The sequence below is a fragment of the Shewanella sp. HL-SH5 genome (assembly GCF_051163755.1).
GTDB lineage: Bacteria > Pseudomonadota > Gammaproteobacteria > Enterobacterales > Shewanellaceae > Shewanella > Shewanella glacialimarina.
The window spans coordinates 1,216,574-1,232,931 of the sequence record NZ_CP195038.1 but is presented as its reverse complement, the minus strand read 5'-3'; the positions used below and the strand labels follow the sequence as shown (position 1 = coordinate 1,232,931).

Below are 16,358 nucleotides of genomic sequence, written 5' to 3'. Positions count from 1 at the left end.
TCAAACAATTTCAGTACTATTTATATTCTATAACTCTCTGCATTACTGTACTATGCCGTCCCAAATATTTAACGTTGAGATTGTTATGTTGAGCGATGTGCACGCTAGTGCGGATAAAAGGTACTGTGAATCCATTCTTTGCTGGGTGGGCCATTTATCAAATGAAGATTGGCCGTTAGACTTTCAACATTTCACCTCGTTTGAACACTTAAAATCGAGCGGCCTAAAACCTGCTCTGATTGTATTGTCGCTTCCAGAGGATCAACAAGACAAGCAACTCGACGCAATTAGAAAAGATGATGAGTTATCGCTTTGCCTTTTGCTCGTTATTAAGGAAAGCAAGCTGTCTGGGTATTTATCCAATGGCATGTTAACTCAAAATGTAACCACTCAGCTTGACACCTTTTTAGAAAAATCTTCCCTAGTCAAACTGGATTATCAAGATAATTTAGCGTTTAAACTACTTTGTTATATGTGGCTACATAGCGACAGTATTCTTGAACCAATGCGCCAACCTCAAAGCTCGCGACTCTATGTTTATCCACTATTGCAAGCTTGGGGAATAGCGCCTGAAGATTGTTTTTCATGGCTAAATGGTATTAGACAAAATAACTGGATTGAAACCGACCATTTAGTCAATCGGATCAGACTATGCCCAGACTGTCATTGCGGCCATTTAAACTACATTGATATATGCCCAAGTTGTAAAAATATTGATATTGGTAATCGAAGTAGTTTGCATTGCTTCAATTGTGGCCATGTGGGTGCTAAAGACGATTTCAAAAAATTAACCAGCTTACAGTGCCCTAATTGTTTACAACATTTACGCCATATTGGGGTGGATTATGACCGCCCAATAGAAAATCAGCACTGTAATAATTGTGAACATATTTTTGTAGAAGCACAGGTTGAAGCTGAATGCTTACAGTGCGGACAAGCCCATGCGATTGATGCTCTGCATGTAAGAAATGTTTATGGATTCAAGCTAACTAGCCAAGGTCGAATATTGGCAATTCAAGGTAAAAAGCACACTTTGTTTTCACTCTCTGCAGGAGAGCAAATGAGTCTGCAGCAGTTATTATGGTTAATTGATTGGCAAAACAAATTAGCTAAAAGGCATAAACATACCCATACCTTACTGTGTATACAGCTGATTAATTTTAATCAATTTTTACAATCTGAAGGTGAAGCGAAGGCTCTAATGCAATTGGATGCTTTTCAAGACAGATTAAGAAGTATTGTTCGGGTAACCGATGCGTGTACAAACTATACCGATAATGGCCTGTTAATATTGCTCCCGATGACAAATACAAAACAATTGCAATCAATTTACTCAAAACTACTGAATGTAAAAGAGTATCAAGATAAATCAAATATTGAATTTACCGTAAAAGCCATCAGCTTACCGGCGGATATAGGTGATAATGTTGAAGATTGGCTCACAGACCAAATTTTAACTACCAAGTCTATAACGATATGAGCGAACTACATACAATACTTTATATCTTTACAGATATTTGGTATCAACTCGCTAATCATTTGTTGTTTTTTATATGGCTTTTACCGCTAATATTTATTTATGAATTACCTCTGATGATGATAGTTATCAGTGGTATTTTACGCTTTCATTATGTGACCTTCATTCAAACACCGAAAGCTTCCATTTATCAACCCAAAGTATCTTGTATTATTACCTGTTACGCTGAAGGCAAGGCGGTAATGAGTACAATCTCATCACTCATTGAGCAAACCTACCCTGGAAATATTGAAATTATTGCGGTGGTAGATGGCGCGGTACAAAATGCACTAACTTATGAGTCGGCGATTCAATCTGCACAGGCGTGCAATCTACCCAATAGAAAAGTGATTGTTTTACCTAAATGGCAAAGAGGTGGACGAGTATCAACTTTAAATGCAGGATTACACTTTGCTAGCGGTGAAATAGTGATCAATGCAGATGCTGATACTTCATTTGATAATGATATGGTCAGCCAGGTGGTGCCGTATTTTGAAGATCCAAATGTACCCGCCTTAGGCGGCGCACTAAGAGTACGAAATGTTTCCCAATCGATAGTGACTCGTATGCAAGCAATCGAATATTTAATCTCTATGCAGGGTGGGAAAACCGGGTTAAGCCAATGGAACCTTATCAATAATATTTCAGGTGCGTTTGGCGCATTTCGTCGTACTTTTTTGATTCAAATAGGTGGATGGGACACTCATACTGCTGAGGATTTAGATCTAACGATTAGGATTAAGCAGTATTTTAAAAGGCACCCCCAATGGCGAATTCCGTTTGCAACCCTAGCCATAGGACATACTGACGCCCCTGTTACTTTGAAAGAGCTTGTTTGGCAGAGGTTACGCTGGGATGGCGATTTACTTTTTCTTTATTTCAGAAAGCATTGGCCTGCGTTTACGCCAAAACTATTAGGGTTTAGTACCTTCATATTCACATTAATTTATGGCTTTTTACAAAATGTATTAATGCCATTTGTTATTTTTATTTACAGTGTCGGAATAGTGGCATTATATCCTTGGCAATTTGTTGTTTCTATTTCCTTGGTTATTTACACCATTTACTTCTCTATTCTGTTATTTTTTTACCTCTTTGTGCTGTGTGCTATTTCAGAGCGACTAAAACAGGATTTATCTTTAATTAAATGGTTACCACTTTACCCTTTTTACGCACTGTTTATGAGAATGGTGTGCTTGTTTGCCCTCTTAAATGAAATGATTCGTCGGTCGCATGAAGAAAGCTCTATGGCACCTTGGTGGGTGTTAAAACGCGGGAGAAAATTTTAGTGAAAGTAAGTTATAACGCATCACCTAAGTCCAGTAAGCCTCAAACTGATAATGGATTAAAAGTACCCTATGCTGGCGCTAAACGTAGCGGTTTTAAAAATCGTTGGTATTTATTACTATTACTGGTAATTATTCCTTTAATATTAATCTCTTGGATCTTAATTCGGCCTGAAATATTTATTCTAGCCAACGGAATCATAACCACTGAACCTTTAGAAGTAAGATCACCTTATAATGGAGTACTAGTTAATTTAGAGGTCAGTGGTGGAGATAAAGTCAAAAAAGGCAACGTGATTCTTACCATATCAAACCCGCAGCTTGACGCTAAAATAACAAAGCTAAAAGACCATCTCGACAAATTTGAGCGCGAAAGTGTTGGCTTGGACAATGCTATTTTGTTGCAGCTTAGGCAGAGAATATCTATCGCCGAGGAAGGCGTGACAGCCCAAGAACGATTAGTAAAACAATATCAAGACTTACAGCAAAAAAATAAAGGCCTTATTGCATCGGCAGAAATGGCAATGGTCCATCAAACCTATATATCTTCTAAAATGGAACTCGCTAAGTCGAAAGCGGATTTAGCCCAAGAAAAACAACGCCAAAAAATACTGTCGTCTGCCGGCAGTGTAACATTATCTAAAAATGAAATTGAATTAGAACTTGTGAGCTTAATAGCCATCAAGAATCAGCTAACAACCACAGCACCATTTGACAGTCAAATAGTCGATATAATGGTTCAGTCGGGGGAATATATTGTTGAGAACCAACCCATGTTACTAATCTCTGGTCGCAAAAAACCTGTTATTACTGCCTATCTAGCCCCTAAATACTTTAGCCACGCACAAATAGGACAACAGGCAACAATTAAGCTGCCTGATGGTAGTAAGCTCAGAGCAAAAATTTCTGAGCCAACTGAATTAGTGAGTCGATTACCACAGCAGTTATCAGGGCCTTTTGAAGGTGATAAGGCGGTGTTAAAAATAATTCTAACGCCCGATGATTCACTTCCAGTATCCATTGAAGGTTTACCTGTAGAAGTTATCTTCGACTATCAGTAGTTAATGATGTTTCAAGGTCAAACTTGATAACGTACATAGCCTGTACCTAAACTTAAACCTGCGCCTAAACGTCCTCAGTTTAACCTGAGGACGAAGTCTATATTTGGCTGTGGGTCAGCACAACCTTATGTTGCTCAAACTTATCTTGCTCAGTATCGGGCCCATGTTCCTGCAATGCCTCATCTGCCGCTTGTTTACTTTGATTGACTTTTAACGCTAGGTACAAGTCTGAACGGATATAAATACCTTCATTGCCAGACTTCATCCCGGTCTGTTCAAACCATGAGAGTAATTGACGCTTTCTACCAGCAAGCTCAAGCCGCACGCCGCGCTTTTTAAACAGCGCATCTAAATCGGCAAGCATTGCCATTACACTTAAATCTAAATGAGTAAAACACGGTACAGCATCAATAATAACGCATTTTATATCGCCTTTTTGTCTTGCGTATTGCTCTAACAATCGACGTTTAAAATAACCTGAATTAAAGTAAGTTAACGGTGAATTAAAACGATAGATGAAGATACCAGCCACAGGTTTAGCTTTGTCACTGCTATCTAAACTTCTGATCACCCCTTTTATATCAACCCCTAAAACCTGATCTGTTGGGCGCATAACCGTTCGAATAAATTGGAACAAACCCAATAACACGGCCAATGTAATCCCAGGGATAACACCGATAAACAATACCGCAAATAAGGTTATTGACGCTAAGTAAAAGGCTTGTTTGTCGCGTAGTCTTAATTGCCACACAGCTTTTAAATCTAAAAGATGCACTGACGCTATCACCAACACCACACCGAGCGCAGCACTTGGAATAAACTCCAGCGGCGCAGTCAGAAAAATAGCAATAATGGCAATAATCGCCGCAGCAATAATTGACACTAATTGTGTTTTACCACCATTAGCATCATTCACCGCGGTACGGGAGTCAGCGCCACTTACTGCAAATCCCTGTGATAATGCTGAGGCTATATTCGCCAGCCCCAGTGCTCTAAACTCTTTATCTGCATCAATGTCATAACCATTTTTGGCCGCAAAACTGCGGGCAGTCAGCATCATACTGACAAAGCTGACTACCGCTAAGTTAAGTGCAGGCATAACAAGTTCGCGAATAATACCAACGTTAAATTCTGGCGCTTGAAACAAAGGTAATCCTCCTGCTACTTCCCCTATGGTTTTGACATCAAATTGCTCAAGGTTAAACACCCAAACTAATATCGCCCCAAACGCGATGGCAAACATTGATGAGGGCCAGCTTGGTCTTAACCGTTTCATACCAAAATAAATCGCCACTGTGAGTATGGCCATTAATAAGGTCGGAACGTGGGTTTTTGACAAATAAGTAGGTGCGCCACCTAAACGTTCAAGTAAGTATCTTTCATCGAAAGTGAAACCGAATATTTTTGAAAACTGACCAACAATAATGGTAATTGCCACACCATTTAATAGCCCCATTAAAATTGGCTTGGACAGAAAATCAGCCAATACCCCTAATTTAAATCGGCTAGCAATTAAACACCAAAACCCGGTCATTGCGGTCATGGTCATAACCAGTTGCCAATGCTTAACACTGTCGCCGGCCGCCAGTGGCGTAACCACTGCTGCAATAACAGCACAAGTCGCTGCGTCAGGCCCAACAATAAGTTGCCTTGAGGTGCCAAACAAAGCATATATCATCATAGGTAAGACGCAGGAATATAAACCAACAGCTGCGTTAACGCCGGTAAGTTGGGCATAAGCTATTGCAACCGGAAGCGCTACAGCAGCAACTGATAATGCCGCTTTAACATCATCCGCAAACCACTTTCGCTCATAGTTAATAAGTGTATTTAAACCTGGCATAAACTCGTACAAACGTGACAACACAGCAGTTTCCTTGTCATTAAAGCTAATGCAGCAATGATAGGTTTTTATTAAAAAAATTACAGCAACTTGTGTGATTTTTTTCTAGCACAGAAATGTGACATAAAAATGAACCTCTGCTGCATAACCCGATAATTGCCCTTAGTGGATATTAACACATATGAGCCTTCCGCCAGTCAATAGGCGAGCCTAACTTATTTGACTGCTTTTGCAGTCAAATTAAAATCAATCAACAAATTCATCTACTTCGTCTGTCAGTTAGCTGTCAAATCATCGTTTACAGCAAACACATATAGAGGCTCTCTTAGTGCGATCTTATCGCTGCCTGACGCTTTTCAATCCTTTGAAATATCAGGGGCACTAGACATTTATCGGTTAACCCTAAGATGGCACTATTCAAGTCAGAGGTGCTTTGTGCACAGTTAGTTTCAGGCTCATTTAAGGTGTAAACGACTTTGGTGATTGTACTCATTAATGCGCGCCAATAAGGTGTCTAATCAAGGCAATGTAGCTTAAATAGCATTTGGCATAGTGATGATGGTGAGAAGTCATTGCTTCATTAGCCACATCATTCACGTTCATGCTCGCTTCTCTTTTCAAGAGTATCTAGTTAGATGTTCAGCTCACCTTATTGCGCGACTTATCCTTTTAAGAATCGTTGTTCATCAAACACCGTTTTGTTCTTCAACATGAAATAGACGCAACGGCCAAGCTTATGTGCCAGTGCAGATAACGCTTTAGCCTTACTCATTCTTTTTTGTAATCTATTAAGATAGTTACGGGCTTTATCATTGCCTCGCAGGTAAAGCACAGCAGCTTCAGAGAATGCCCACTTTAAATGAGCATTACCGATTTTATTACCATTAGTACCATAGGTTTTACCCGCAGACTCAGCTTTGCATTTGACTAATCGAGAGTATGAAGCAAACTTTTGCACTGACTCAAATCGACTGATATCACCAATTTCATAGAGGATAGTCAGCGATAAAATCTTACCGATGCCAGGTACTGTTTTAAGTAGTTCTAGATACACGGGATTATGATTTTTGGCTTGTTTTTCAATGAACCATTCAACTTGAGCGAGTTCTTTGGCATAGCAATCAAGTAGCGCCATGTCTAAATCAATATTACGTTGCACAATAGGATCTTGATATTGCTCCCGCATTTTTTGTCTTGCAGAGATGTTTTTAAGGTTTAGGTCAGTGGCAGGTAAGTTGTATTGGCTGTTGGTGTTAACCACATGACCTTTAAGCATAGCGCCGTGACGAACAATCTTCATACGTCGACGTAACAGGTCACGCGCAGCGCGCATTTCACTTGGGTAATCGTAGGCTATTGGAAAATTGCCACCACGCAGCAGTGTGGCAATTTTAAATGAATCGACTTTATCGTTCTTAGTTTTACCGCCGTGAATCGCTTTCATATAAAGGGCATGACCTAGAATAAAGTCGATACCCAGTTCAGCACACCAATCAGACACCCAATACCAACAATGCATGCACTCAACCCCGACAATGACATTGCCGATATAGGGTTCAAGTATGAGTAGTAAGTCATCTTTGTCAGCGCCAATCTTTTTATGGACGACAACTTCCCCTTTAGAATCAATGATGCAGACATAAAGTAAGCGTGCATGTAAATCGATACCACAGTAGTATGGATGTGAGTTATTATAAAATCTCATTGAGCTTTCTCCTGTTGGTTTGGTCACCTTAAGCATACCGCTGATGCGGCTTGCTAGGGAGGGGGCTCAATGAGTATCAAGGTGCTTTAAGAGGATGAGAAAAATTGATACTTTTGATTACAAAATCTCAAATCCAAAGTACCAATTACATGTTAAACTACTCTACTGAAATATAATTTCTCATTTATTTGCTCCAAATGGCTTCTCTATAATTTCCTGAGGTTTTTGTGTCTCAATCTTCAAACAAAGCTGCTCTAAACACTTTTCCACATTTGGCAATGTTACTCCCTATGTTAGCGGCAATCGTTGCGATAACGCCCTTAGCAATTGATATGTACTTACCTGCTATGTCAACTTTAGCGAAAGGTTTTGGCACCGATGTGACCATGGTGCAGCAATCGCTAAGTATTTACCTGGCAGGCTATGCGTTAGGCATGCTGACTTTTGGCCCGATTGCTGACAGAGTTGGCCGTAAGCCATTAGTAATTACTGGGTTAATCGGTTTTAGTGTCATCAGCTTACTGCTTGGATTCAGTCAAACCATAGAGCAGTTTCTTGTACTGCGCTTTTTACAAGCCTTTATCGGCGCAGCAGCCACCGTTGTGGTGCCAGGTTATATTAAAGAAATCTACGGTGACAATACTGCCAAAGGCATGTCTTACGTCAGTTTAATCATGATGTTAGCGCCGTTAATAGCCCCAACAATAGGCAGTTTTATATTAGAGCTGGGTGACTGGCACTTAATCTTTTTTGTATTAAGTTTTTACGCGGCATTATTACTTATCATTGTGTTAACAAAGTTAAAAATGCCCAGTGATACTGATTTAGAACAACGTAGCCAAAAATCTTTTTTTCGATCTTATTACACGGTGTTTTCTCGCCAAGGTGTAAAATTACATATCACCAGTGGTGTACTGACCTCTTTTGCATTTTTCTGTTATTTAACTGCATCTCCATTTGTGTACATGGAAGTGTTTGAATTAGACAAGTCGCTATTTGCCATTCTATTCAGCTCTAATGTGGGTGCATTAATGTTAGCCAACATTGTTAACTCACGTATTGTCAGTCGTTATGGCTCAAAGCGTATGTTACATGTCGGTACTTTTTTTGCGACTATTGCCGCCATTGGTTTAGTGCTGGTGAATGTGTTTGATTTAAGTTATCACTTTACAGTGATAATGCTGATCCCACTAATGGGTGCATTAGGGATTATGTCAGTGAATGCTGATGCGATTGTGCTAATGAAATTTAAGCAAGAAACCGGCACGGCTACTGCGGTTATTGGTACATTACGATTTGGTTTTGGGGCAACAGCAGGTCCATTACTCGCCTATTTCTATACTGGTACAGCAGTGCCATTCGCCAGCTTAATGTTAGTGGCCATTTTAATGGTTGCCGCGTGTCAAATATTACAAAATTATCAAAGCAAATATCACACTCTTACTGATAACTGATAACTGATAACTATCGTTGGTAAGTTAACGCGTAAATTCCACAAAGCCATCAACCAAGCGTTTGATGGCTTTTTTGTTTGTCTAATCCAACATACTCTGGTGACAACAATCCTTTCACTTAGATTAAATATGAAATATTTTCAAATTAATTAAAAAAATAAACAAAACACTTGCAGTAAATATAAATTTACATATGATAAAGCTCATACGTTCTGCAGAGCGGATAATGGGTTTAAGGTACGTCTTAACCTTTAACAGACTTAAATAACCGTTTAAGTTTATTTTTTAGAACGATTACCGTCGTTGTATGCAAGATACTGTTTACCATAACGGTAACTTAAGAGGATTGATTTCATGGAAAAGCTTTCTGGCGCCAGTATGATTGTGCGCTCACTAATAGATGAAGGTGTTAGCCATATTTTTGGTTACCCGGGTGGTTCTGTTTTAGATATCTATGATGCCCTCCACAAAATAGCTGGTGTAGAACATATATTAGTTCGTCACGAGCAAGCCGCGGTTCACATGGCAGATGGTTATGCTCGCGCCACGGGTAAAGTTGGCGTGGTACTGGTAACCTCAGGTCCTGGTGCAACCAATGCCATCACCGGTATTGCAACAGCCTACATGGACTCTATCCCCTTAGTGGTGTTATCTGGTCAGGTACCAAGCTCACTCATTGGTAATGACGCCTTCCAAGAATGTGACATGATTGGTATTTCTAGGCCTATCGTTAAACACAGCTTTTTAGTTAAAAACCCGGCTGATATTCCTGAAATCGTTAAAAAAGCCTTTTTTATCGCCTCTACAGGTCGTCCCGGCCCTGTGGTTATAGACTTACCAAAAGACTGCCTAAGTCCTGATAATCTTTATGATTATATCTATCCAGACAGCGTAAAAATGCGTTCATACAATCCAACAACAACTGGTCACAAAGGTCAAATTCGCCGTGGACTCCAAGCCTTATTAGCGGCCAAAAAACCGGTTCTTTATGTGGGTGGTGGCGCGATTATTTCAGAGTGTGACAAACAGATATTATCACTTGCTGAACAACTTAATATTCCGGTAATTTGCACATTAATGGGCTTAGGCGCTTTCCCTGGGACTCATCAACAAAGCTTAGGCATGTTAGGCATGCATGGCACATTTGAAGCCAACAATGCTATGCATAATTGTGATTTGATATTTGGTATTGGGGTACGTTTTGATGATCGTACGACCAATAATGTTGATAAATATTGCCCTAACGCCACTATTTTACACATAGATATAGACCCTGCATCTATTTCAAAAACCGTACGAGTAGACATTCCGATTGTAGGTTCAGCGGATAATATTCTTGATACCATGCTTGAACTGTTAGCCAGCACCAAAGGTAAGAATGATACCGAGGCATTAGATGCTTGGTGGCAACAAATTACTCAATGGCGCGCTCAACAGTGTTTAGAGTTTGATAGAACCACTGACCGTATTAAGCCGCAACAAGTTATCGAAACCTTATATAAACTAACCAATGGTGACGCTTATGTCGCCTCGGATGTCGGTCAACATCAGATGTTTGCTGCCCTTTATTACCCGTTTGATAAACCACGCCGTTGGATTAACTCCGGTGGTTTAGGCACCATGGGCTTTGGTTTACCTGCCGCCATGGGCGTCAAAATGGCCTTCCCAGACGAAACCGTCGTGTGCGTTACTGGCGATGGTTCTATTCAAATGAATATTCAAGAGCTATCAACGGCACTGCAATATGATACCCCTGTTAAAATTATCAACTTGAATAACCGCTTTTTGGGCATGGTAAAACAATGGCAAGATATGATTTACTCTGGTCGCCATTCGCACTCCTACATGGATTCTGTGCCTAATTTTGCCAAAATTGCCGAAGCTTATGGCCATGTAGGAATAACAATTAGCGATCCAAAAGAGCTAGAGTCAAAATTGGCCGAAGCATTAGCCATAAAAGATCGATTAGTATTTGTAGATATTAGTGTTGATGAGACAGAACACGTTTATCCAATGCTAATTCGTGGTGGAGCAATGAACGAAATGTGGTTAAGCAAAACGGAGAAAAGCTAATGCGTCGTATTATTTCTGTATTACTTGAGAACCAACCCGGTGCACTTTCTCGCGTTGTAGGCTTGTTTTCACAACGTGGTTACAACATTGAAAGCTTAACCGTCGCACCAACGGAAGATAACACACTGTCACGTTTAAACATTACCGTGATAGCGGATGCAAAAGTGTTAGAGCAAATTGAAAAACAACTGCATAAGCTTATTGATATTCTAAAAGTGGCTAACATTACTGAAGCGGCACATATTGAACGCGAGCTAGCTCTGGTCAAGGTAAAAGCTATTGGTGATGTGCGTGAAGAAGTTAAACGTACAGCGGATATTTTTCGTGGCCAAATAGTTGATGTAACAGCAAGCCTTTACACCATCCAAATGGCTGGAACCAGTGATAAAGTTGATGCCTTTATTGGTGCCTTAACAGAAGTTACTAAGGTGATTGAAGTGTCTCGTTCAGGCGTGGTGGGGCTGTCTCGTGGTGAGAAATCAATGCGGGCATAAGCTAAATTGAATTAAACCAGTACCATAGTTTGTAAACATAAAAGAGCCACAGGTTAATCTGTGGCTCTTTTGTTTGCTGATCTATTTGTTTATTACAGGCGCATAACGTCAATCATTCAGTTAGCAGCGTAGACCATTAATAAATTAAATCTATCCGTGAGAATATTGTTTAAAATCCATCCAAAGTTATAGCATAAAGTTAATCACTTAAGTGTGGTAAAGTTTACGTAATAACAATTAATGCAATATAAATGTTCCAACCTGAGCGCGCATGGTGCTCGCAAGCTCTGATAAATTATTAACTGAATGACTTAATTGCTCTGCTGCCATAGTCGAGTGCTGGGCAATATCACTGATAGCGATAATACTGCGATTGATACTTTCAGCTACACTCGATTGTTCTTCTGCTGCCGTAGCAATATGGGTGTTTAACTCGGTAATGTTATCAACCGAAGAGACAATTTCTTTTAGCGCATCACCGGCTGAATTGGTGTTTTTGTTAGCTTCATTCACCTGTTCTACGCCTGACTCCATAGAAATAACTGCTTTTTTTACCCCTTGTTGCAAGTTATCAATCATGGTTTCAATCTGCAGTGTCGACTCTTGAGTACGCTTAGCTAAGGTACGAACCTCATCGGCAACAACCGCAAAGCCACGACCTTGTTCGCCAGCTCTCGCAGCCTCAATAGCAGCATTTAACGCAAGTAAATTAGTTTGTTCAGCAATACTCTTAATTACATCAAGCACTTGCCCTATATTCTGGCTTTCACTGGCAAGGTGTGTAATAACCTCTGATGTTTGTTGAATTTTAGTCGACAAAAGTGACATACTTTTAATAGATTGTTGAACGATTAGATCACCATTTTGGGCATGACTATCGGCATTTTGAGCAGAATCTGCTGCAGCTGTCGTACTTTGAGCAACCTCAGCAACCGTTGCTGTCATTTGGTTCATCGCAGCTGCTGTTTGCACAGTTTCAGATTGCTGTTTTAGCATCCGGTTGTTAGTTTCTTGGGTAAAATCATTCAAGCTATCAGCAGAATTATTAATCGTATTCGCCGCATCAGATATTGACTCAAGAATCCCCCTCAAATGTGCAATAACCCCTGTTAAATTAGTAGAGATTTGGCCCAACTCATCATCATTAAACTGCTTAAAAACCTGAGTTAAGTCAGAGTCTTTTTTAATCACTTTTAACTTAGAAAGGATATCGGTAATAGGTGACATAACACTTGTTCTGACCCATCGGCTCAATATGATACTGGCAATTATCGCGATTGCGGTTAGAAATAGAAATAAGTTCACAGAAGCATTGTAAACCTCATTCACCGCTTGCGTTTCATTTTCGGCCACTTGTATTTGCAGCGATACTAACTCTGCTATTTTACCGCTAATAGGATCTATTACTTGATATAAAGGAATAATATCTGAACTTAACTGCCCTGCTATATTGCCTGATAATGTATTGAGTTTACTGATTAACATATCTATTTGCTTGTCAGCAGGCACAAACATCACTTTAGCTTCTTTAACTAAACGCGCCTCTTCTGTTGTCAGTTCAGTCGCAATATATTTAGTCCAAAGAGACTCAATATTTTTTCTGGCATTTCTCAATGCATCTGCTGCATTTTGAGCACTAAAATCTCCGGCGTTTGCTTTATTGATAGCATCAATAACATACACAGCATAATCGTCTCCGATGACTTTCAAGTCCTCAAGAGGCACTACTCTATCATGGTATATTCGTACCACCCCTTGTTCAATCTTTCCCATCATATTAATGGCAATGCCACAGATACAAATAAGTAGAGCAAGCGGAATCAAAGAGCTTAATAGCATCTTATGTTTAATTTGTAGATTCATAAAATGTCACCATTGTAATCGATTGAATTAATCCATCCTAATGGCTCAGTCATTCCATAAAGAGAACCTAGTTACGTTTAAATATTTTTAAAAGCGAAAGATAATGACTCAACAACAAATTGTTACCAAATTGTAATCGTCACTAAAATAAAGTATTGCACAAAGTAGGCTTTATGCTAGACACAGCGGCAAAAAATTTTATTTTGTATCGGGAATGGTACATAAAGTTATTACGTTAAAAACCATCCCTCTGATATCAAATCGATTTCATTATATAAAAACCTGCACAAACTTACTTTTGATGTTAACGAGGCGGGATATTTAGGTAATAATTAGTTAAATGTTATATTTTTAAAATAATTGGAGTAAAAACTTAAAACACTAGTGTTAATAAAACGTTAAAATAATATTGATTTAAACTGACAATAACCATGCCTTAAAATCACTTATGGTAAACACCTTCAAAATAACTTTATCAAACTGACTATAAAACATTCAAACACGAGCCCCTTTCTTGTCATAAAATGACTAATTTTTAACTGTTGCAATCTTTTTTTCTCCTCTATGTTGATTGCTGAAAGTAAAAAAAAATTAAATTAACCCCCTAATTATAATAAAAATGCTAGCGCTTCTATTACCTTCATTGAACACAATAATGTTAGTCGTAATGGTGGCCGCCGTAGCAGACAATAGACAAGGATATCAGATGAATAAATCACTATTTTTACTCATGGCGGGCTTACTCAATGGTGCAGCTCAAGCCGCTGTAGGTGGCCATCCAGTCGTATTAGTACATGGCTTTCAACCCGACAACTTACAAAGTAAGCCAACAGGCACTCAGGTTAGCGATAATGGCGATCAATATTGGGCTCAGTATTGGCGGGATCGCGCCGATGAACGTATCGATTGGCCATCACATGAGCGTATAGCCAATAAAATCACTAGCAATTACGTATGGCCTAAATTACAGCAAATGTCCCGTGATGGAACCTGTGCCAGTGGCTGTGTGTTTGTCACTCACTCGACAGGTGATTTAGTCACCCGTTATATTATTGATAATCAAGCACTATGGTTACAAAATGCCGGTCTACAGCCATTAAACATTGTGGCCACTTTCGATTTTGCAGGTGCGGGTGGTGGTGTTGAATTAGCCGATCTTGCCGTCAATGTTGCCAATGGCTCAGGCCTTATCGATGCAACCTTAAGGTTTGCAGTGTCCTTATGGCTAGGCACCACTCCAACACCATCAACAATTGGTGTACTTAATGATTTACGTGTTAATAGTGCCCGCCAGCTTGCGCCCTTTCCAGAAAGTAGAGTACCCCGCTTACGTTTTGCGGGTGCTGGGTCTGACTTTCTTGGGGCTACGGGTGCATTTTTACCCGGTGAAGATGATGGTGTAGTTGCCAGCCACTCAAGCTGTGGTGCAGCATCGGTAGGCAGTTATAACAGCTGCTCACGCAGTGTCGCATTTGATGGTAAACTTCAATCTGTCAGTGGCCCGAGCCAGTTTATGCCGTATCATTACCCTATGTTAATGAGCGAAGGCTACAGTCATGGTGACACTATTTTAAACAGTGCCAAAGATGAAGTCACCACAGCTAACAGCAGTGCTAATTACCTAAATGGTGACAATTTACAATTTAATACCTATGAAGAAAAGCGCGGTTGGTGGGTGTTTAGTTCACGTTATCGACTAGTCCGCAACTCGGCGAATACCAGTATGTCATCCCTTGTGTATCAGGCGGCTAATTAATCATTGTGAAGAAGTATAATAAAAAACTTGTCAGTGCTATTACCCTGCTAGTCGGTCTAGCAGGGTATTGGTATTTCACCTCTGAGCCAGCGACATTGCCAGCTCAGGCGTTGATTACACCCCAAAAGGAGCCTTCTATTACTCAGCCGCCAGCTCAAACTTCGCAGGTAAAACCCAAGATAAAATATCAAGTAGAAACAATCCCTGAGTCTATTAGTGAGAGTTTCTCTTTGTTGGCAGATGCCTATGCTAATGAGCTAACGTTACCTTCTTATTCAATGCCATTAACTGCTGAAGATAGCCACTTACTCAACCCCAACAATTACCTGCCACAGCCCGTTATGTTACAAGGCGGCGGCAGCGCTAGCATAGTGCTACCTCAATATCGTTTCAGCTACCCTGAGCCTGTAATAGTAAAACTTGTCGTAAACGGCATGGCAGTAACGGCTGTTAAGGTCTCACTTAAAAACGAACAAAGTACTGATATTAACTATGGTAATGACATACTTGCTAAAAAAGATATGCTCGGCGATGAAGGGGAATGGGCTGCACAGCTCGACGCGAAAGAAGAGTGGGATGGCCCAATAGAAGTGAGTGTAACGTTTAGCGCGAAAGGCAAAAAGCAAACAATATCAACAGGCATTGAATACAGTTATCCAGCAGCCACTATCACCGGAGTAGGCAACATTCGGGCAGAAGGCAGTGATATGGTTATCCCCATCAAATTAGACGTTGAACAAGCGGGCTATTATCGTTTACGGGCTAATTTACACAATGAAAACGGCCAACCAATAGCCTTACTCACCAGCTCAGAAAAACTCTCAGAAGGTGGTGCTGAAATGATGCTTAAAGCTTATAAAGGCGTGCTTGCAACACACTCAGGTCCCTTCAAAATAGCGACTTTTGTGTTAGAGCTTCGCCCTGGTGTGCCCGGGGAGTTAACACGTTATGGTCATAGCGAGCAGCCTAGTTTTGATCTTGGCGATTTTGCTGTCGAACAACTGTCAGATGAGCCATGGCAACCCGATGAACAAGAACAGCAACGCTTAGAGTTTTTGCAGAAGATGGCCGGGGAATAAGGGGGTGCTTGATGTCACTATGAATTCCTCGACCTTGGAGCTAGTACTAAAGCTGAATTTATCGATTAGGTCAGAAAATCAGACACTCATATATTCCCCCTATTCAAAAGGAATAATATTCCACATCGTCTACGAATATTAAACACCTCCGAGGTCGATTCAACTCAAGCATTGGCTTGAATTTTACCGTATTAACACTAAAAAACCGGAGGGTTTATATGATATCAA

The 16,358-nt window shown here is 40.2% G+C and carries 11 protein-coding genes; 8 read left to right on the top strand and 3 right to left on the bottom strand.

What is annotated here, in order from left to right:
• Positions 1 to 85 precede the first annotated feature (85 nt).
• Genes ACRWQM_RS05335 through ACRWQM_RS05325 form a run of 3 tightly spaced genes read left to right on the top strand, consistent with a single transcriptional unit; the run spans position 86 to position 3,863 of the window.
• On the top strand, positions 86 to 1,480 hold the full coding sequence (locus ACRWQM_RS05335) for a diguanylate cyclase domain-containing protein (RefSeq protein WP_434931490.1): 1,395 nt from the start codon (positions 86 to 88) through the stop codon (positions 1,478 to 1,480).
• Positions 1,477 to 2,805, top strand: coding sequence for a glycosyltransferase family 2 protein (locus ACRWQM_RS05330; protein ID WP_434931489.1), 1,329 nt, complete (start codon positions 1,477 to 1,479; stop codon positions 2,803 to 2,805). The genes ACRWQM_RS05335 and ACRWQM_RS05330 overlap by 4 nt, the downstream gene beginning before the upstream one ends.
• Positions 2,805 to 3,863, top strand: a complete 1,059-nt coding sequence (locus ACRWQM_RS05325) for an HlyD family secretion protein (protein ID WP_434931488.1) — start codon at positions 2,805 to 2,807, stop codon at positions 3,861 to 3,863. Before ACRWQM_RS05330 ends, ACRWQM_RS05325 begins: the two co-directional genes overlap by 1 nt.
• A gap of 97 nt (positions 3,864 to 3,960) precedes the next feature.
• Here ACRWQM_RS05325 and ACRWQM_RS05320 read toward each other — a convergent pair whose 3' ends face one another.
• Positions 3,961 to 5,730, bottom strand: coding sequence for a SulP family inorganic anion transporter (locus ACRWQM_RS05320; RefSeq protein ID WP_434926700.1), 1,770 nt, complete (start codon positions 5,728 to 5,730; stop codon positions 3,961 to 3,963).
• Positions 5,731 to 6,367: 637 nt separating this feature from the next.
• The gene (locus tag ACRWQM_RS05315; protein WP_434930380.1) at positions 6,368 to 7,411 is read right to left on the bottom strand and encodes an IS110-like element ISShfr7 family transposase; all 1,044 of its coding nucleotides are present in this window, start codon (positions 7,409 to 7,411) and stop codon (positions 6,368 to 6,370) included.
• Positions 7,412 to 7,689: 278 nt separating this feature from the next.
• Between ACRWQM_RS05315 and ACRWQM_RS05310 the strand changes: the two genes are divergently transcribed.
• The 3 genes from ACRWQM_RS05310 to ilvN all read left to right on the top strand — a co-directional run bounded on the left by ACRWQM_RS05310 (position 7,690) and on the right by ilvN (position 11,432).
• Complete coding sequence (locus ACRWQM_RS05310) at positions 7,690 to 8,865, top strand: multidrug effflux MFS transporter (RefSeq protein ID WP_434929088.1); 1,176 nt, start codon at positions 7,690 to 7,692, stop codon at positions 8,863 to 8,865.
• 354 nt (positions 8,866 to 9,219) lie between these two features.
• On the top strand, positions 9,220 to 10,938 hold the full coding sequence (locus ACRWQM_RS05305; protein WP_434931487.1) for an acetolactate synthase 3 large subunit: 1,719 nt from the start codon (positions 9,220 to 9,222) through the stop codon (positions 10,936 to 10,938).
• On the top strand, positions 10,938 to 11,432 hold the full coding sequence (ilvN, locus tag ACRWQM_RS05300) for an acetolactate synthase small subunit (protein WP_226414341.1): 495 nt from the start codon (positions 10,938 to 10,940) through the stop codon (positions 11,430 to 11,432). The genes ACRWQM_RS05305 and ilvN overlap by 1 nt, the downstream gene beginning before the upstream one ends.
• A gap of 237 nt (positions 11,433 to 11,669) precedes the next feature.
• Here the strand turns inward: ilvN and ACRWQM_RS05295 are convergent, their stop codons facing one another.
• A complete protein-coding gene (locus ACRWQM_RS05295; RefSeq protein ID WP_434931486.1) occupies positions 11,670 to 13,295 on the bottom strand; it encodes a methyl-accepting chemotaxis protein in 1,626 nt (541 codons plus the stop codon).
• Between the two features lie 706 nt (positions 13,296 to 14,001).
• On the opposite strand from ACRWQM_RS05295, the gene ACRWQM_RS05290 reads away from it, so the two are divergent.
• Both ACRWQM_RS05290 and ACRWQM_RS05285 read left to right on the top strand, forming a co-directional pair.
• Positions 14,002 to 15,051, top strand: coding sequence for a hypothetical protein (locus tag ACRWQM_RS05290; protein ID WP_434931485.1), 1,050 nt, complete (start codon positions 14,002 to 14,004; stop codon positions 15,049 to 15,051).
• Between the two features lie 5 nt (positions 15,052 to 15,056).
• On the top strand, positions 15,057 to 16,130 hold the full coding sequence (locus ACRWQM_RS05285; RefSeq protein ID WP_434926704.1) for a hypothetical protein: 1,074 nt from the start codon (positions 15,057 to 15,059) through the stop codon (positions 16,128 to 16,130).
• Positions 16,131 to 16,358 lie beyond the last annotated feature (228 nt).